Origin of the sequence: Chitinophaga filiformis, assembly GCF_900102545.1 — a bacterium.
Classification (GTDB): Bacteria; Bacteroidota; Bacteroidia; order Chitinophagales; family Chitinophagaceae; genus Chitinophaga; species Chitinophaga filiformis.
Genome location: NZ_FNBN01000002.1, coordinates 1,413,789 through 1,434,375, shown reverse-complemented (window position 1 = coordinate 1,434,375; position 20,587 = coordinate 1,413,789). Strand labels below are relative to the sequence as shown.

The 20,587-nt window shown below is 45.7% G+C and carries 12 protein-coding genes; 9 read left to right on the top strand and 3 right to left on the bottom strand.

Annotated features, from left to right (window positions below):
• Positions 1–761 precede the first annotated feature (761 nt).
• A complete protein-coding gene (locus tag BLR32_RS12140) occupies positions 762–2,330 on the bottom strand; it encodes a DUF6770 family protein (RefSeq protein ID WP_089831964.1) in 1,569 nt (522 codons plus the stop codon).
• A 25-nt stretch (positions 2,331–2,355) separates the two neighbouring features.
• A complete protein-coding gene (locus BLR32_RS12135) occupies positions 2,356–3,819 on the bottom strand; it encodes a M48 family metalloprotease (protein WP_089831963.1) in 1,464 nt (487 codons plus the stop codon).
• Positions 3,820–4,011: 192 nt separating this feature from the next.
• On the opposite strand from BLR32_RS12135, the gene BLR32_RS12130 reads away from it, so the two are divergent.
• The 5 genes from BLR32_RS12130 to BLR32_RS12110 all read left to right on the top strand — a co-directional run bounded on the left by BLR32_RS12130 (position 4,012) and on the right by BLR32_RS12110 (position 10,730).
• Positions 4,012–5,646 carry a S1C family serine protease gene (locus tag BLR32_RS12130; protein WP_176842248.1) on the top strand — a complete coding sequence of 545 codons (1,635 nt, stop codon included), beginning with the start codon at positions 4,012–4,014 and terminating at the stop codon, positions 5,644–5,646.
• Between the two features lie 116 nt (positions 5,647–5,762).
• Entirely contained in the window at positions 5,763–6,035 is a 273-nt protein-coding gene (locus BLR32_RS12125) for a UBP-type zinc finger domain-containing protein (protein ID WP_089831959.1), read from the top strand.
• A 175-nt stretch (positions 6,036–6,210) separates the two neighbouring features.
• Positions 6,211–6,753, top strand: a complete 543-nt coding sequence (locus tag BLR32_RS12120; RefSeq protein ID WP_089831957.1) for a hypothetical protein — start codon at positions 6,211–6,213, stop codon at positions 6,751–6,753.
• Positions 6,754–6,991: 238 nt separating this feature from the next.
• On the top strand, positions 6,992–9,682 hold the full coding sequence (locus BLR32_RS12115; RefSeq protein ID WP_089831955.1) for an NAD-binding protein: 2,691 nt from the start codon (positions 6,992–6,994) through the stop codon (positions 9,680–9,682).
• Between the two features lie 10 nt (positions 9,683–9,692).
• Positions 9,693–10,730 (top strand): TIR domain-containing protein, encoded by a 1,038-nt coding sequence (locus BLR32_RS12110; protein ID WP_176842247.1) that lies wholly within the window; start codon positions 9,693–9,695, stop codon positions 10,728–10,730.
• Between the two features lie 46 nt (positions 10,731–10,776).
• Here BLR32_RS12110 and BLR32_RS12105 read toward each other — a convergent pair whose 3' ends face one another.
• Positions 10,777–11,151 (bottom strand): winged helix-turn-helix transcriptional regulator, encoded by a 375-nt coding sequence (locus tag BLR32_RS12105; RefSeq protein WP_089831951.1) that lies wholly within the window; start codon positions 11,149–11,151, stop codon positions 10,777–10,779.
• 119 nt (positions 11,152–11,270) lie between these two features.
• Between BLR32_RS12105 and BLR32_RS12100 the strand changes: the two genes are divergently transcribed.
• From BLR32_RS12100 to BLR32_RS12085, 4 genes are all read left to right on the top strand, one after another.
• Entirely contained in the window at positions 11,271–12,254 is a 984-nt protein-coding gene (locus BLR32_RS12100) for an MBL fold metallo-hydrolase (RefSeq protein WP_089831949.1), read from the top strand.
• A 348-nt stretch (positions 12,255–12,602) separates the two neighbouring features.
• Complete coding sequence (locus tag BLR32_RS12095) at positions 12,603–14,429, top strand: beta-N-acetylhexosaminidase (RefSeq protein ID WP_245705406.1); 1,827 nt, start codon at positions 12,603–12,605, stop codon at positions 14,427–14,429.
• Positions 14,430–14,700: 271 nt separating this feature from the next.
• Positions 14,701–17,163: a metallophosphoesterase family protein gene (locus BLR32_RS12090; RefSeq protein ID WP_089831947.1), complete on the top strand. Its 2,463-nt coding sequence runs from the start codon at positions 14,701–14,703 to the stop codon at positions 17,161–17,163.
• A 2-nt stretch (positions 17,164–17,165) separates the two neighbouring features.
• Positions 17,166–20,585, top strand: coding sequence for a DUF6603 domain-containing protein (locus BLR32_RS12085; RefSeq protein WP_089831945.1), 3,420 nt, complete (start codon positions 17,166–17,168; stop codon positions 20,583–20,585).
• The last annotated feature ends 2 nt before the right edge of the window (positions 20,586–20,587 follow it).

Here is a 20,587-nt window from a genome sequence, read left to right as displayed (position 1 = left end):
TATAGCCTGCCCCAGCAGGCTATATGCTCAATTGAAGAGCGGAAGTTACATAGGGAAATCCAATGGCTTTAGTTTGACAATTCAACCGGATGGTAATGCTGTCTTGTACTATAGATATGAGACAACGGTTTTCTTCAGGTTTAATTGCAGACTGAATGTCGATAGTGATTCGACTTTCAGCCTTACGAATTTAGCACGTATTCGGGACACCGTTATTATTCAGAAAAGCCGGCGAAGGAAGGTAGAAAGTCCGGTGATTCGCTTCGAAGTTTCGAACGAGGCAGGTGATTACCGGAAAACAAATATTGACTATCGCATTGCAGATAAGCCAGGTGGTCGGGAAGTCTTATTTTCATACGACCACTTAGATTATGTGTATCCAATTAGCTACAATGCTAGGAAAGTCCTGATTGTTATAGATGTAAAGAATTCTTTTTTTATCGGTAAATGGAAGTATTCCCAGGATACTTTGTTCCCTATGATTAGAAATAAAGTAGTAACCCAATGGGTCTCGGTATTGAAGTAATTAGTAGGAGAGGAGAGGCTCACCTTTTCTATTTCCGTATCGCGCTGATAAAGGCTGTTCCCCTGGACCGGTAGATGACAATAAATTTATTGTCAAAAAAAAGATGGCAATAATTTTATTGTCATCTTATGGGTCGGACTGCCTCTTCTGTAGTTTTGCATCCCGGCAAATTCCCATAAAACAAAAACGGCGTCCCATTACCAATGAGACGCCGCAGCTTTATACAAATACCTTCTTAAATAGCCTCTATCGAAAACTTCGTATACTTCTCCTTACTATTATACTCCGACACAATTACGTGCCCTTCCTTTGCCGGATAAATAGACGTCCTCACATTACCATCCTTATAAGGAATCGTCCTTACTATCTTATGCTGATCCACATTGTAAATAGTCGATTTCTTATAGTCATTCATGATCAGGAAAGTTGACTTTGTATCAGATGCAGATACGGTATAAAAGTTATGCGGACTAGCCATATAAATAGGCGCTCTTCCATTCAGGGCCTTTCCTCTGGTAGCCTCAATAGCATTCACTTCAGATAATTTCCCGTTTACATCCTGTTTTATCAGTACGCCGTTGGTAATCCTGAACTTTGAAGAACCTGCAGTACCCAATATGTATAAAGGTGGTACGATCAGTGGTGCGGTGATAACAGAGCTGGCAATACATCCCCATCTTACTTTCCTGGTCAGGGTTGAGCCTGCGAAATACGTGTTGCCGTTGTAGTCCCGGAAGGTAGTTCCTGGCCACATATATCCCTGCGTGGCGGGCATGTAACCCTTGCGGGTAACATTAGGCGTGGAATTATCATCCCAGTAAGTAAATAACTGCTTAACCTCCGACTTCTCATGACCATCCAGCTTAATGGTGAATATACCCTTGTATATACGTTTAGTCATGCCTTTGACTGATACATAAACGTTGGACGCTTTTCCATTGAGAATGTAACCGCTTAGACATGGTTTTCCGGTAACAGGGTCATTGTCGAATGACATTACCTGTAATGGATTCTTTTTCTTGTCTTCCAAGGGGTATTTCAGAATACCAGCTTTGCTGTCCACATTATAGGAGATAACGGAATATCCACCCAGCTGTATCTTTCCGTCGCTTTTCATTAACAGGAATACATCATGTTCGGAAGTGAGCATAAAGTAGTGATCCGCCTTTTCGGTGATGTATTTCTCCCAGACAGGCTGTCCCTGGGTGTTGTATACCAGCAGGTAGTTGTGTTCGTTATCTCCGAAGTAGAAAGAAAACCCTATGTCTTTGAGATTCTTCATCTGTACCGGCACTTTCAGTGTACCGTCGCCGATGCGGTGGTCCAGCCGGTTGTCGTACGCAAAACGGATATTGATGTTTAACTTCTTCTCAAAAGTATGCGCGATCTTTCCGTCAAGGCTGATGAATTGGGCAAATACAGACATGTAACCATCCTTCAGAGACGCATTACGCTCGCTCCTTTTCTTAAAGTCGTAACCTACCACATTACTTTTCAGGTAGGCGAGGCACAGTGTATCTTTCTCAAATGATACCCTTTGCAGATCCAGTTTCAATTCTTTGAAATTTACTACGCCCAGGTCATTGAGATTCTCGTCCATGATAGTGATCTTGTAGTTGAAAGAGTCTTTATCTGCTCTTTCAAGCTCTGTAAAGGAAAGATATCCTACCAGGGTACCGTCCTGCATGATGGTTTTCAGTTCGGTAGAGATACCTTCACTGACTTCCTGGAACACCTTGGTCTGGGCATGGATGTGTTGTACGGCGATGATGGCTAACAATATCGCCAGGTATAGTTTTTTCATGGTATAGGGATAATTATGGGTTCAATTATTTCTTTTTAATGTCATTGGCAAACTCACAATACAGACTGGTGTCATTGCTGCTGACAAACTCTTTCGCAGCTTTTACGCCAGCTTCGTCTGTATTGTCTGTTCCGGTGGTAAGTACATTCAGGAGATTTTTCATACCCTGTTCCGGTTTGGGCATGTTGGCCCAGAATGCTGCTTTTTGCAGTTGCTGGCAACATTTCTCCAGTTCTTCACGTGGTATTTGTTCAAGCATGGTCTGTAACTCATAGTAATCTTTTGAGATATACTCCTTCTGGGTTACGCCGATAGCACTGAAGCGGTGCAGTTCCCTGTCTGCATGGAATAGCTCCAGCATGATATTATGCAGCATAAAGTCGTACCAGGGATCAGTATTGCCATTGTCCTTTTCCATCAGTACGCGGTAGAGGCAGGGGGCCAGGTTCATGTTGCAGTACATGTTCCAGATCATCATTTTGCCTGCTTTTTCTTTGATACGTGCGGGAACAGGTGTCATCTTCTGGTCAACGGTGCCGGCAGCTTTCGTGTTATTATAACGTTCTATACAATCCGGGTGTGTTTTCATGGAATCCTGCAGGGCAACCGCCTCCTGGAAGTTATAGCTCCTGGTGGAGAGGCCCTTAGAGCGCTTTTTCAACCAGGCTTCATCAATAGTGATGTTATAGGGTGAAAAGTAGTTTTTAACCGGTTGTTTTAAAGGCTGCCTGTATACCATATCAGCACTGTCCAGGCGCAGGAAGAAGGCAGGATCAAAGCCCATGTGCGCATTTTTCAGCAGGATGATGGCCAGCGAGTCTGCATCGCTTTCACGATAGCGCTGGTGCCTGCTTCTGTCAAAGGAGTAGTTCTCAAATATCTTCTTCAGGCGTGTCAGTCGCTGGTACCTGGAGTCAAGCACGTCTTCCATTGACTGTTTATACTCATCGGATGTCAGCCATTCTGCTCGTTTCCTCATGGAGGTTTCGGCGTGTTCCAGGATGTTGTGCGACATTTCATGTGCTACGGTGAGGGCTATTTCTTCCCGGGATCTGGCGAAAACGACCAGGCCAAGGTTAATGGCTATCACGTTATTACCAATGGCATATGCGTTGACGGAAGGGCTTCTGTCTAAAAACAGCATTGGCTGCACGGGCATGTAAGTCTTGTTGGCCTTTGCAATTTCGTTGAAAATGCCGCCCAGGTAATCACTGATCTCCTTATCATACACATAGTCATCGTCAGTGATGGCATTCAGGAAGAAATCGGTCCTCTCGTCCCAGATTTCCTTATACTTTTTCTGGGTCGCCTTTTCTTTATATCTGACAGGGCAGGTCCATTCCTTTTTCAGGGAGTCTTTTTGCTTCTGGTAGAAAAGGTGTGAAAGCTCCTGGTAGCTGTACAGATTATTGGTCTGACTTCTGGAAACTTGACTGACAACTGTCAACAACAGTAGTAACAGTGGAAAACATTTAGGTATAGGTTTCATATCTGGTTGAGACCCCGGGGATACGGGATTAATAATGCAAGATAACGATTTTCTATATATTTAATAATTTCATTGTAAGTAAGCTGGGGTATCCTGAGCCGTTATATGTAGATTTATCCGCGGGAAAATTATCTTTACCCGCCGGTTTTAAAGACCGGGTCCGTTAAAATGAGAAGAAACCAACTATTTGTTATGCTCCTGCTATTATTTGCAGGAGATAGCTTCAGCCAACGTATTGCCGAAACTTTACCTCCTGTTATTCATGCTGCCATTGAAAAAGCTTATCCTGCCAGTGTCAGGATCTGGGGATATGACACGGTGTCCAACCAGCAAATGAGTGCCCAGTTCAGCGGAGTGGTGGTCACTCCGGATGGGCATATCCTGACGGTAGCGCATACTACTATTCCGGGTAAGACGTATAAAGTGACTTTCCCTGATGGGAAAGCTGCGATTGCCCTGGCCCTGGGAAAGATCAATTTTCCGGAAACACCCATCCTGCCTGATGTGGCTATGATGAAGATCATCAGTGAAGGAGAGTGGCCATTTGCAACCATGGGCAGGTCGTCTGATCTCAAGATCAATGAGCCCTGTATCAGTATTGCCTACCCTGAAAGCCTGAACCAACCTTTACCGTCAGTGCGTTTTGGCCGTATCACACAGGTAAGGAACGATAAAGGTTTTGTGCAGTCATCCTGTATCATGGAACCAGGAGATTCCGGAGGGCCGCTGTTCGACTACATGGGGCGTGTTATAGGACTACATAGTGCGGTGGAGATGAGTGAAAGCATCAATTACGAAGTACCGGTTGATCTTTACAGGAAATACTGGACCGCCCTGAATAAGGCCGTGCATTATACCCAATATCCGGCAACAGAAGATACTATTGCCCAGGATCCGCTTGCAGCAGGACTGATGACTGTTCCCGCGCTGGAAGATATGAATGCAGCCTTGCAAACGGCCAGATACGATGGTTTAAGTCTGAAGATCATCAGCAAGGTGAATGGAGAACAGCAAACTATACTTGGCGCCTTATTCTCGGTGCGGGGAAAGTCTGTTATCATCAGTAAGAGTTCTGCAGTAGGAACAGCACCTCTTGTTACCGTTAAGAATAAACAGCTGAAAGCGAGGGTTATGTTCCGGGACAGGGATAATGACCTGGTATGGCTGGAAATAGCCTCGCAGCTGAAGAAGGGCATAGCTTTCCCGATAAATATACAAGCGGTGGATAGTCCGGGTGAATTCCTGCTGTCTCCTCTCCCTGATACGATATGCATTGCAAGCGTATTGGCAGGCAGGGAATTCTCTTTGCCACGAATGACCAGCTTTGCATTTCTGGGAGCTGCGATAGCGCCTACAGACGGACCGCTGGTGCTGACGATTGTACAACCCGGCTCGCCTGCTGCGGAAAGCGGTTTGCAGGCAGGTGACCTGGTGCTAAGCATAAATGGCGCTCCTATTAAAAAGGCGGAAGACTATGGCCGGGAATTATCGCGGTACTGGCCGGGAGACAAGGTCGTTTTTGAAAGTCAGCGTAATGGAACGATACATACTAAAGAGATCGTATTGGGGACCCGCCCTCAGCAAGTGGCCAGTCATCCCGCAGAAATGTTCAGCGGAGGAAAGAGCAGCAGAAGGGATGGCTTTAAAAGTGTTTTTTCTCATGATGCTATTCTCAGGCCGGAGCAATGCGGAGGGCCCGTGTTTGATGCATCTGGACAGTTTTGTGGGATCAATATCGCAAGGTTTTCCCGAACCAGTAGCCTGGTGATTCCGGCAGCCATTGTACAACAGTTTATTGCCGGACATTCTTTACGAAAAAACAGCTGATGACAGCAGCAGTGATCACAGCAGTAATGATGTGATTGCTGCTGTCAGTAATTAATCAACAGAAAGTTTTATATTACCACAGATAACCCAATGGTAGAATCAAAATATTGTTACAAATGGAAGATCAGAACACCTGCCAGCATCTGCTTGCTATCACCGAAGTGAAAATAGGAGAAGATTATGTATGTGAAGAATGCGTTAAGAATAACGGAGAATGGGTACATCTTCGTACCTGCCAGACCTGCGGCGTGACGCTTTGTTGTGATCAGTCGCCCGCAAAGCATATGACCCGTCACTATAACGAGGCACACCATCCTGTAGTGGCTTCGGCAGAACCGGGTGAACGTTGGCTCTGGTGTTATCCTGACAAACAGTTTGCTGAATATTAACCTGTACGGGGTGCGTATTTCTACGCGGTTTCAGATACTAACCCTTATATGTGTACGTACTTGTACGCAAATGATTACCATGCCCTTCCGGGAATGAAAAAAATGAGTACTTTAGTTATATTATTGTTTTTTTATGACCGTCCATCTTTAAATCTTAAACCCAATAATAATAACAATGAAAAGAATCATTCTTGTATTCTCTGTAGGCTTGATGGTAACTCTTGCTGCATGTAAAGGGAAAAATAAGACTGAAAATGCAGATCAGCAGACAACCACAGCTGAGCAACCTGCAGAAAGTACCCCTGCCGCCACAGCGCCTGCTAACGAACCCAAAACGTATACAGTGGCATTCTCCCCCGACTCTGTTTACCTCGGTAAAAACAAAGAGGCGTTTGTTCGCATAAGAAATGCAAAAGCAGTTGAGTTAGCAGATGCCGATGGAAAAGTAACAGGGACTGAAATTACTTATGAGTTAGAGGTGACTAACAAAAACCAGGTGGGAGGTCGTGGTGTTTTCGTGAACCCGGGCGATTTCCGCCTGCAGCTGGATAATGGCAACAACATTACCCATGACAACTACAATTCAGTGAATGTGGATGCGGAGTCTACCAAATCGTCCACAGACAATAAATTCAAATTACCAGCTGGTACCAAACCTAAGTCATTGAGCCTTTTCTATGATGAGACAAGGGTATCAGTAGGCGTGGAGATGAAGTAACAACATAGTGTATCAAAATTATCAGCGCAAAGCTCCGGTCAGACAGCCGGAGCTTTCCTGTTTTCAAACCCCTCCCTGATCCTGTTTGCAAGTCGTTTATCGTATGTCATGGAGAATAGTTTTGTTATGATATACTTATAATCCATAAAGTATAGAAACGAATATATTTCGCCTTACGTGTTATAAAACTGCATTAACCGTTACTTTGCAGTAGGCCCCAAAACTAATCCCAATCGTCATGACCCGGAGCGCATTCCCCTATGTTTTTTGCCGGAAACGTCTGAAGGATTTTCCCCTGCTTTCCCGTTTTATTCCAAGGGGCAGGAAGGTCATCGCCCATAGTGGTCACCGTCATCTGGTGGATAGTGAACTGCAACACATTCAGCATGCGGTATGGGACAAATTGCTGGAAATAACACAGGGCAATTATAAGGACTTTATTCTGGTTTCAGGGATCGCTGATGGCGCTGATAGTCTTGTAGTGACAAAAGCCCTGGAAATGGGCCTTAAAGTGCTTTTACTGTTGTTACCGGAAGACGGGGATGAGGAAAGAGTAAAAACATTAACAGGCAAATTCGGGACGACATTGATCTCCACACGCTCTCTCAGTCCGTACATAACAGAGGAAAGAAACAGGCGTGCTGCTGGTAGCGGCATGCAGAAGATAGCCGGAGGTGATAATATTCCCTATAAAGTGCTGGCAGGATGCCTTGTCAATATTGCGGAATACCTGATCGTGTTATGGGATGGTGTGGATACCGGGAAAGAGGGCGGTACCTCCGATGTGGTAAATATGGCCATGGAAGCAGAGGGCAAACGCTGTAAATCCGGCAGACTGTACCAGCTGATCGTTTCCCGTGCAGAAAATGATGCGCCCTTATGTGGTGCTGCACTGCAGCGGGAACGTTATTTCCCGCCTCCTGACAAACTCGAATGGGCGGAAGTCTGTTTCCCGCAATTCACCTATAAAAGCCGTATACCCTGGTGGAAGAAAAATGTGATCTACAATGAGAATTTCCGGCGTTTTGTGTTACCGCTTTTTTGGGTACTGCTGACGGTCTCTTTCGGTACCTGGGGTTTTATTTTATCAAAAAAGCCTGATAATTACCCGGAATACCGCGACGCTTTTTTCAGTGCTGTCAACCTGCTGACGTTTAACTCTTCTGTTGGTAACGAGCCCAGGGAAGCAGTTGTCATATTGGACATTGCCCGTTTCAGTGGTCTGGCTTTCTTCGTTAATGCCTTCCTTATTGCTTTTTTCCTGGCCATCGGCAGCAATAATAAAAGCCTGCTCTACTTCTTTGTATGGAAGTGGTTTTCAAAGGACAGGATCTGTATGATCACCGGGTTAAACAGCATTACCTACCTGTTGGCCATCACGCTAAAAAGGGAACATCAGAAGGTGATGATCATTGATAAAGCACCTGATCCCAACCTGAAAACAGAAGCAGCGAAACGGGGCATCAGGGTGGTAGAGGGAAGTCCTCAGTCATCCACTTTTTTAAGAAGGAACCGGACTGTCAATGCACATACGGTATACCTGCTGGAAGAATCTGATGCAGATAATATCCGGACCTTACAGGAACTGGATCTCATGTGGGCAAAGCAATCCAGGAGAAAGCACTGTTATATTCACCTGAAAGATGACCGGGCGGCTGAATTTGTAGGAAAGCTGAATCCTTTATCGGGCCGTGTGGTGGTACGGCGACTGAACTTCCATGAAATCATCAGCCGGAAATTACTGATCCGTTATCCTATTTACAGGGACAGCCGCGATGCCTGGAAGCCTACAGAAATACTTTTATTTGGCTTCGGCGATATGGGCAAACAGCTGCTGGTCACATTACTGCATACTATCCAGCTGAATAGTAATCATCATGTCAATATCACCGTGTTTGCACAGGGCGCCGTAGCAGCGGAAGCGGAATTTTACCAGCAGTATCCCTGCCTGTGGTATAATCCGCATGAAAACCTGTTATATGAAGCGCCTTATACCCGTGAGATCCGGAAGGAGATCTTTCCCAAAGGCAGGATTACTTTTAAAGAACTACCTGTGTCAGATGCCGGCTATTACAACGACGAAGTAATGCTAAGGGCATTGAAGGAAGAGAACCTTATTACAGCATACTTCTGCCTGGAAGATGCTTTGAAAGGCGCTGCTTACCTCCATGGTTTTCTGGGTAAGATAGCTGCGCGGTATTTTAATCTGCAGATCTTTTCTTACTGTAACCTGGCTGATGAAAGTGAGTTTGAGAATATCTCCCATATGCTGAACAGGCAACTGCCGTATACGCCCGTGATCCTCTTCGGACAACTGGTGGATGAATGCAGGGCATTGGCGAAAGGAAATGCTTCTATTGATGATCTCCCTGCATTGATCAACCTGTGGTATGCCAATATGAAAGACAAAACTTACTGGAAGGAAAATCCTGTCGACATTATGCGGCTGGCAAGGCAGGAATGGGAGACCTTGTCCTATACATACAAGGAAAGTAATCGCCGGGCGGCGGACCATATATGGGTGAAGCTGCGATACACCTCATATTCTTTGCAGAAAATAAAACAGGCCTTAACAGCTAACGATACCTCCGCGATGCTGTTCGAATATTTCAGCATGGAAGCTAACCCGGCATGCCGGGTGTTGTTTGAATTGCTTTCGAAGACGGAACAGCACCGCTGGTGTGCTGAAAAATTACTCAATGGATTTCTTCCTTTACAGGACTATGATCCGGGTAAGGAAGATGTGGAAACACGCATAGTACGGTGGAATAATGAACGTGGGTATAAGGCGCTTTACCAGTCCCAGAAACTGCATATTGACCTGGTGCCTTATGATAAACTATCTGATGTAGAGAAAAGTAAGGACCGTTCACAGATAAATGGTATTCCTTATTTCATACATGTACTGGCACAAAATAACATCTTATAAACGACGGTATATGAAACCATATATAGTTATCTTTTCCTCATCCGGCAGCCTTCCTGTGGCAGAAGGCATTCATACCCATCTTGCATCTGAGTTTACCATTCATCTCTGGAAGGGAGACTTTTTCGGGGATAATCATACAACGCCTTTGTGGACATTCTTCAAGAAGCTGTTTCATTATGACTATGCGATCATTGTATTGTCGAACGATAACATGGTATCATATATTACTAAGGAAGGCACAACAATCAATGGTCCCAAAGATAACGTGATCTTTGAACTGGGTGCTACTATGGCCAAACTGGGACCACAGAAGACTATTATATTATTGCCTGATGAACCGCAGGTGAAACTGCCTACTTACTTTGATGATGTAAAACCGCTTGTATTTACCTATCATAACCAGGAGACCTATACAGATCAGGAAAGGATGGATGCTACTGCAGGTGCGGCAGAGGGGATCAGGGAAGTCCTGAACAGTATTACCTTCGATTCCTTTCACTCGGAATTGCCTGCACAGGGATTGGCGCATGCTTATCTGAATAATTTCCTGTTGTCTTTGTGGAAGGTGAAACAGCCGCAGGAATTGCAGATCAATGGTAAGACTTTATTATGGCGTCCTGAGAATGGTATTACCGTCACCGTTGTTATGCCTGAGGTGATCATGGGGAGACAGGATGCGGATGCTTTTTTAACATCGCAGCAGGGGTGTTATAAAACAAGCTTTATAGCAGATGACGGAAGGAATATAGGTATCTATGTTTTACCGCGGGCGGATGAGCAGGCGCCCTTGCATATTCTTGATATCCCAACAACGCTGCTGACTGCTCAGAATATCATTGGTCTGATTGAGCGTTTCTGGCGGGAAAAAGACAATGAAAAGGTATTGGAAACAGATAATGATTTTATTGTTACGCTGAGATCAAAAGAGATTGTCAACTTCCGCCGTACACTGGACCATGAGCTGGGCAGGAAGACGGAAAAGACATACATAATATCTGCTGATGAAGTACCGGCTCATATCGATAAACTCAATGCCGGCGCGCTGTAACCTCTTTTCATTTACGCTAAGTAGCTCCGGTTTCAGTCTGTTAATATTAGTCCTTTATCACACAATCAGCTGAGCTGCCGATTACCGGAATATTTTCTTTCGCCATCTGCCTGTCGCCCCATTGCCGCAGGTGATTTATAAAGGGTATCAGTTCCTGACTAGAGGGCGTCAGCGTATATTCTACGCGGGGAGGCATTGTATGATAGACCTCTCTATGCACCAATCCGTCCTCTTCCAGCTCCCGCAACGTTTGGGTCAACATCTTTGTGGTAATGTCAATAATGCTTCTGCGCAGTTCCCCATAGCGTAATACCTTATGTATATGCAGATACCAAAGGATGCGGCCTTTATATTTTCCCCCGATCCTCCGGAAAGCAAAATCTACTGCGCAAATGGGTGTGTCAATACTTTTCTTAGCCATTCCTTTATTTTTTTATCATTGATAATCAACTATAGATACTTTTTAGTATCCAGGATACTTAAAAGTACATACTTGTTTCAAAGATACGACCCGGATAAATTTGATGTAAATATTGAAAGATGGAAAGAAGAGCTTTATTAAAGAAGATGGCCGTTATCGGCCTTGGATCTGCTTTGCCGCTACATACGCTATTTGCCGGAAAATCCTTTTCCGGTGCAGAACGTCCTTATCACCGGTTCCGGCTCGGCGACCTGGAGCTGATGGTGGTAACGGACGGGCATATTGTGATGAGCCCTGTGCAGCAGCATTTCGCTCAGGATGCGCCGGCAGCTGAAGTGAATAAACTGCTGGAAGACAATTTCCGGTCAACAAAGGCGGTTGACCTGGGCATGAATATATTGATCGTGAAAAAAGGAAAAGATATTATCCTGATCGATACGGGTGCCGGTTATGGCTTTGGGCCTGATTCCGGATGGTTGCCTGCTTCGCTGAAAGATGCAGGTATCCATGTAAATGATGTTACACAGATCGTTATTACACATGCGCACCCCGATCATATCGGTGGACTATTCACCCGCGATAACAAGCTCGTCTTCCCTAATGCACAGGTATACATGGCCGCAATAGAGCTTCAGTTCTGGATGTCTGCTGATCAGTCTGACTTCGCCCGAAGTAAGTTCAGTGATAAGGAGCTGTTGGCAAAGATCCTGGTATCTACAAAGCATACGTTGGCTGCATTGAAGGACCGCCTGCATTTATTTGATCATACAGAAGAGCTGTTTGGCTGCATACGGCTGCAGCTGGCCGCTGGACATACACCGGGACATACGCTTGTCAGGATCTTCTCGGGGAAAGAGGAGATCGTACATATTGCCGACCTGCTGCATTCTGATGTGCTCCTGTTCCCTCATCCTGAATGGGGTTTTGACGGAGATACTGATTTCGACATGGCAGCGGTTACCAGAAGGAAGGTAATGGAAGCATTGGCAGTTGACCGAACGACGGTGTTTTCCTATCATCTGCCATGGCCGGGTATTGGACATGTCCGGAAGAAGGGGGATGGATATGAGTGGGTGGCGGAGACGTATGCGTTTCCTGTATAATGTGCTATAAGCAGAATACGCTTTATACACGACGTATACAGGGCGTATATACGACGCATAGGTGGACATGAACGCTTTTATATTCCCGGGGTTTTCAACCCCGGGCTACAACAATGGGACCCCGTCAGGGGGTCCCATTGTGGTTTGTTAATGAGCATATTTATGGGATGAACGGCTTTGATTACCATTAAATTCTTACTATATTGTCCGATAACTCAGCCAGTTACGGAAAATAGGTGTAAATACTATCAGTGTTTGGGTAATATTATGCTATTAGGAGGATGTATTCCACGTTACAGGTACTAAACTTTTCATGTGCAATTTGATCTAGTAAACCAATAAAACAGGATGATGTTAAAAAGAATCGCTTCTATCTTACTTCTCACGTTAGGGGTTAGCGGCGCCTATGCGCAGCAGGGAAACTATTCCTTAATACCCAAGCCCACGTCTATGCAGCCGGCCAATGGCTGGTTCGATCTTGGTCCGCAGACCGTTCTGGTAGCACAAAGTGATGCCGCCAGGAAAAACGCAGAACTGTTCAATGAGTTCCTGTGGAACCGCTATGGTATCCGCCTTACCGTAGCTCATGATGCCAAAGGAAAGGCAATTGTACTGGAAGAACAGAACGACACTACAGAGGCATACAGCCTGACTGCAGGAAATGACAAGGTAACCATCAAAGGGGGCAGTATCGGCTGCTTTTATGGCTTGCAGTCGCTGTTGCAGCTGATCAACGTGCAGAATGGCAGTCTGGGGGTACCGGCAGTAGTTATTGCTGATAAACCTGAGTTCGGCTACCGCGGTGTAATGGTCGATGTGAGCAGGCATTTCTTCTCCCTGGATGAAATGAAGAAGATCGTAGATATAATGGCCTATTTTAAATTTAACAGGTTACACTGGCACCTGACCGACGATCAGGGATGGCGCCTGGAGATTAAAAAATATCCGAAACTCACACAGATATCCGCATGGAGGGATTCTACCATCCTGGGACAATACGGCGATTTCAAGCCTTTTGTATACGATGGTGAAAAACACGGGGGCTATTATAGCCAGGATGAAGCCCGTGAACTGGTAAAGTATGCTGCTGACCGCAAGATCACTATCCTGCCGGAAATAGAACTGCCTGGTCATAGTGAGGCTGTATTGGCAGCTTATCCGCAGTTTGGTTGTAAAGATACTACTTACCACGTGCCCGGTTACTGGGGCGTACATTATGCCATCTTGTGTCCCAAAGAAGAGACCTTTAAATTCCTGGAGGATGTGCTGACAGAAGTAATGGCCATCTTCCCCAGCCAATATATTCATATCGGTGGAGATGAAGTGCCGAAAGAACACTGGCAGCAGTCCAAGTTTGCACAGGGTGTGATCAGCAAACAGAAACTGAAAGATGAACACGAGCTGCAGAGCTATTTCATTTCCCGCATTGAAAAATTCCTGAACAAGAACGGCAGACGTCTTGTAGGCTGGGATGAGATCCTGGAAGGTGGTTTAGCGCCTAACGCTACAGTGATGAGCTGGAGAGGAGAAAAGGGCGGTATCGCTGCTGCAAGAATGGGACATGATGTGATCATGACACCTAACAGCCACCTGTATATCGACCACTATCAGGCGAAAGACAAAACAACAGAGCCTACCGCAATCGGTGGTTTCCTGCCACTGGAAAGAGTGTATAGCTATCATCCGCGTCCTGATTCACTGACACCTGAGCAGCAGAAACTTGTATTAGGTGTACAGGCTAACCTGTGGACGGAATATATCGGTACCAACAATAAACTGGAATACATGCTGTTCCCACGCATACTGGCTTTATCTGAAATAGCATGGACGGCAAGGGATAAACAGAACTATGATGAATTCTCTACCAGAAGACTGCCGGCACGTTTGCAGGAGCTGGAAGAGATGAAGTATTTCTTCCGTATTCCTGAAGCGAAAATTACATTCGGCACCAATGCTGCTGGTAGAAGAACTGCCGAAATCACGCCTTTTGTAGCGAACAGCCAGGTGTATTATACGCTGGATGGTCATAAGCCTGATCAGACAGGGAATCTGTATAACGGGCCTATTACTTTGGCGGTGCCAGGTGAGAAACCGATGGTATTGAATTATATCATTGTGACGCCGGGAGGTAGAGTGAGCAATATGTTCAGCGTACCGTTGCAGGAAGGGAAGTAGAGATTGTTTAATTTGATAAAGAAGCAGGATGTCTTAGGTAATGGGGCATCCTGTTCGTTTATAGGGAAATCTTTCAATCGATATTAAAAAATCCCCCAAAATTACCATTTATTCAAAATTCTATATAGATTTATACTGTGAACCTAGTGTTACTGTGTTAAAATACTAAAACCCCCAATCGATACATTTCCGCGTTTGACCCCAAAAATCAATCGCAATCAATATTTACTGAACCAGTGAGGCTGCATTAATTGTCTAATAAATTTAATGTATGGCTGCATTACCCCAAATACTGGCAGGCCCCATCCTGCGAAGAGTAGAACCTCGTTTGGTTACTATTTGGATGGCGTTTTCCGAGCCACAGCATATCGAATTGCACTTATGGTCTGAAATCATCAAGACGCAGAAGACGAGTACTGTATATGAACCCGAGATCCCACCGGATTATACGGCTACGACTGACACGCAACGTATAGGTACCCACTTTCACATTGCCTTTATTACATTGAATATTGAAGCGCCCAAGTTGCCACTGGTGCCTAACCAGGTGTATTGCTACAATGTGCGCTTTACAGATACCAATTCAAGTACGCTGCGCGACCTGAAGTCGGAAGGCTTGTTTGCGGATCAGAACAACCCTGTCACCTCGCACTTCTCTAATATGGCCATTGGGTTTAAGGAAGGACAACTGCCTTCCTTCTCGCTACCCCCCACTAACCTGGAAGATCTGATCATCATGCATGGCTCCTGCAGAAAGATGCATGGCATCGGGAAAGATGGCCTGGCGGCAATGGATTTTCTCATCGGGAGTTATATCAATGAGCCGAACAAGCGTCCTCACCAGCTCTTTTTAACAGGCGATCAGATCTATGCGGATGATGTGCCGATGATGGTATTGCCCTGGTTATCCAGGCAGGGAAAGGCATTGTTCGGGGATAACTTTGATGAGAAGATCACTGTCAGTAATACAAAAACTGCCAGCGCTACACTGACTAATTTTCCTCCCAATCTGCGTCGTACTATCATGAAGGAATCGGCAAAGTTCACCAGTGATGATGACGACAGTCACCTCATTGCTTTTCATGAGTTCGTGGCCATGTACCTTTTCTCTTTCAGTAACCACCTCTGGCCGACGGAGCTGACCAATATAAAGGAAGATATCAGCGAAGCGGCGATGGATACCATCTTTAATGATCTTATGAGCATGATAGATGATAGTGCGGCTGATATGCGTGATTTCCTGATGAATGCTGAAGAAAAGGAGATGTTCAATAACACCTCCAATGAAAAGCGGGATAAGTGGGAGAAACAGATGAAGCGGATGTTCAAAAAGGAATTGAAGGCCGTGATAGAGTTTAGGGATAATCTGCCCCGTATATCCAGGATACTGGCGAATGTACCGGTGTATATGATACTGGATGATCATGAGATTACCGACGACTGGTACATGACCCGCGACTGGCGTGATCAGGTATTGAGTCATCCTATGGGCGTGAATATTATCAGGAACGGGTTAATGGCGTATACGCTGTTTCAGGGCTGGGGTAATGATCCGAAGAGCTTTGAATCGGGCGATAAGGCTACGTTACTGACGCAAATTAAACAGGTAGCTGCTCCGGGCAATACGGAAGGCCCTTCGCTGAGTGTAGCCAATGCCATTGATGCCTTGTTGGGCTTTGATGGTAATGTGCCCAAATTAAAACTGCACTTTAATGTACCTACCGGACCCACTACCACCTATGTGCTTGACACACGCACCAGGAGGGTGTATGAAACACGACATGGCAGTCCGGGGTTAATGTCGCCGGAAGCTTTGCTGGAACAACTGCCCACTGTACCGCCGCCGGTGGGGGCGGAAGTAGTGTTCATTGTATCGCCTGCACCGGTACTGGGACTGGCCGTATTTGAAGAGCTGATACAGCCGCTCATGAGTTCCATTAAAAGTAATGTATATGCTGATACGGAAGCCTGGGCATTGAATTATGCTGTGTTTGAAAGCTTCCTTGCCACCATACAGAAACTAAAAAAGGTAGTGATCCTTTCCGGGGATGTGCATTTCGGATTGAGTACCGTGATGGATTATTTCAAGGGTGCGGATAAGACAAGGATCGTACAGCTGGTTTCCAGCGCGCTGAAAAATGAATCGGATAAGCTGGGCAACCAGCATATTCTGATCAGCGGAAGATTGCAGCAGTTGCAGTCGGCTGCTTACTTCCCTTCCGAAAGACTGGGGTGGATGAACAAGGTGGTAAACGTGAATGGAAATATCTCTCCCAGGAATGAAATGCGCCGGCATAAGAATCCGGTAGTGCTTTCGCCGCAGGGCTGGTTTCCCGGAGCGACTGTTACGCCGGCGGCTGACTGGTCGTGGCGACTGAACATCCTGAGAGATGAAAGACCCGATACGGATACAGTAGGGGCCAGACCGGAAAGGATCCGTATTGATACGATAGATCCGGATATTAATCTCGCTTCTGCTCCTTCTGTTAAAGCCGGTTATGAAAAAGTAGTATCAAGGCACCAGGAGGCTTTTGAAAATAATATCGCCAGGAGAGTGGTATGGTCGTCCAATATAGGCATGGTGAGAATTAAGAAGGATGCCGGCAAGTTGTCGGTGGAGCACCAGTTCTGGTACCGTTTGCCGGATGATGATCTGTATGAGGAGCCTAACTGTTATACGCAACATACTACTTCGCTGGAACCCACTTCAGATACACCCCCACAACTTAGCTAACCATGGCTGACAATAAAAACCTGTTGCAACAATATGTGAAGATTGCCCGGGACATACTGAATCCTTTTGTGGAAATGCTCGGCGGTACACTGGAAGACAGGAAAGAAGGACTGGCCTCTCTCGGTCTGGACCCTTCCTTTGCCAATTCATCTCCTGCTGTTCCAACGGCAAGCCTGAATAGTATCAACCAGTATGTGGAGAAGTCGGCGGATGAGGTAGATGAAATCGCCTTCTTTGCCGTGCTGGAAGATCTGATAAAGATATCGGCAGTGATCAAAGAGTTCTTCGAGGCGGCTTCCGCAGGCAATCCTAATCTGACTGCCAGCGAGCTTACTACGTCGTATATGAACCTGCTGACCCTGAACTATCTCCGTTTAAGGGCTCCTGTATTTTTTAAGGTGATGTCCATCATTGAAAATGTGGATCAGCAGTCTGTAAGATCGGGTGGTATCCTTAACCTTTTTGGTGCGATTGGTAAGTTCTTCGAGAATGTGGGAGAAGGCTTTAAACTCGAGAATGAAGATCATGCCCGCAACCTGTCAGATACCATGCTGTTTGTAGGTGGTGTAGGGCTTACATTACTGAACAAGTTATTCTTCCATTTCAGTATTCCTTTAAGCGTAGACGCTGCTTACGGCTACGATACTTATCCCGCCTCTACAAGCCCGAATGCAGACATGCTTTCCCAACGGACGCTCAGTTTCTCTATCAAACATGAAGCGGATACCGTTGAAAGTAAGCTGACCAATACATTGGTACTGGTACCGCTTGAGCAGCAGGGGAAGGCCGCTGTAATGGATATTACGGGAGAGGTAAAGGTTGATCTGGATCTTGGCAATCACTGGAAATTCACTTTTGATACTGGTGGATTGGGTATCATATTCCGCGTAGGTGAAGGAGCTGATGCGTCTCTTGCCACCAACCCTTTTGTGGAAATGATACTGGAGAATAACACGGATGAGGTGACGAAGGGTACGCTCTTCGCTAATCCTGTGATGAAATTTGGCTATGGAAGAGTAAAGACAAGTATCAGGTTTTCTAAAGATGATATTGAATGGAAGTTCAAGCCAACGATCGCCTTTGAGTTTGGCAGAGGTACAAAGACAAGTTTTCCGTTTACACTGATCCCTAAGAAAGGGCTGGACCAGAAGATTGATATAGCGATCGGGATCAGTCAGAAGAAAGGGTTCTTCCTCGATGGTGGCGCGAATGGATTTACAATAGCGCTGCCGGTATATGCTACATTGGGACCGGTCAGCTTTGATGTGATCACACTGGCTTACTCCTCCGATGAGGCTACCAAAGATAAACAGATAGAGGTATCGATCAGCTTCAAGCTGAAGATCGGTAGCGTGATTGCTGCTACGGTGTCCCGCACCGGGGTGCTGGCGGTATTGAAAAAGAACCCTAATGGCGAAGGCGCTATTGCGGGTCATGATATTGACTTCTCTTTCAAGCCGCCAAATGGTATCGGTGTAGCGGTGGATGCCGGTGTGGTGACAGGTGGAGGCTTTCTCTATTTTGATGCCAAGGCAGGAGAATATTTTGGTGCACTGGAATTGTCGTTCAAGAACCTGTTCACCTTCAAAGCGATTGGTATCATCAATACCAAAATGCCGGATGGCAGTGATGGATATTCTTTGCTGATAATAGTAACGGCTTCCGGTTTCAGCTTCCAGCTGGGATTTGGATTTACATTGAATGGATTGGGAGGTTTGCTGGGATTGCATCGTACTATCAAAGTAGATGTGCTGGTAGATGGTTTAAAGACCAATACCCTGAAGAGCATTCTTTTCCCGGAAGATGTGGTGGCCAATATCAATCGTATTATCAGTGATCTCAAACAGGTCTTCCCGATACAGCAGGATCATTTTGTAGTAGGATTGATGGCGAAGATCGGGTGGGGTACTCCGACGCTGGTATCGCTGGACCTGGGCGTGATCGTTGACTTCCCTGATCCGAGAGTGGTGATACTGGGGGTGCTCAAAGCAGCCCTGCCAAAAGAAGATGCAGCTGTATTGAAATTGCAGATCAATTTCATCGGCATTATTGACATTCCGAACAGCTTTATTTTCTTCCGTGCAGATCTGTATGATTCAAGATTGCTTGCATTTACATTGACGGGTAGTCTGGCATTGCTGGTAGCCTGGGGAGACAATGCCACCTTTGCATTGAGTGTGGGAGGTTTCCATCCTGACTTCCACGATATCCCTACTATTCCACAGTTGCCTAATGGGTTTAAGAATCTCGACAGACTGGGTATCAGCCTGCTGTCTGGAGAGAACCCTCGTATCACTATCCAGTGTTATTTTGCGGTTACTTCAAACACGGTGCAATTCGGGGCGAAAGCTGAACTGTATGCAGAGGCCGCGGGCTTTAATGTATATGGTTATCTGGGGTTTGATGTACTGTTCCAGTTCGAACCTTTTCATTTTATTGCGAAGCTGTATGCAGGGCTGGCACTCAGACGTGGTACATCGGTTATTAAGGGCATTACCGTATCCGGCGAACTGAGTGGTCCGAAGCCATGGGATGTGAAAGGAGAGGCCAGCTTCAGTATTCTCTTCTTCGATATCACTATCGGGTTCCATGTTACCTGGGGTGATGATCCGGATGCAGTGGCCAAAATTACAGAAGACCTGCAAAAGCTGATGATTGATGAGATCAATAACAACCAGAACTGGCAGGCTGTGATCCCTGATAATAATAAGCTGCATGTAAGCGTAAAAGATCTGAAACTGATACAACCGGAAGAGAATCCTTCTCCTAATATCGTTATTCACCCATTAGGCGTACTCACCTTTAGTGAAAGGGTATTGCCCATGGAAGTGACCATACAGAAATTCGGTACCAGGGTACCAAAAGATGTTGACCTGTTTAAGATCAATGGGGTGAAGAGCGGTACCACCACTTTGTCTTATGATGCAGCCAAGGAAAGGTTTGCGCCGGCTAATTTCTTCAACCTCAAGGATAATGAAAAGCTTTCCCGCCGTTCTTTTGAAACAAATGTAAGCGGTTGTAAGGTGACTGCTACGGCTGATCTGAGTATTGCTCCTGCGGTTAACAAGAGTGTTGACTATGAGATGAGCTATCTCCGGAAGAAACGGTTCGCGTTGTTCTTCGCGGGCATCTATAAATATTCGAAGTCGCTCTTCAGAAGTAACCTGAAAGGTAATGCAGTGGCTAAATCAAAGATGTCTTATGCTACGAATCGCCAGTCGGTGAATGCACCGGATGCTGTGACCGTGCAAAAGGATCAATATGTGGTGGCCAATGTCAGTGATATGAAGATGCATAGTGCGGGCATGGTGGCCAACAGTTATGCAGAAGCAGTTGAAATGTATAATACGTTAACTGCAAAAAAACCTTCGCTGAAGAACAAAGTGCAGATCTTATCTCAGTATGAAATAAACAACAATTAACC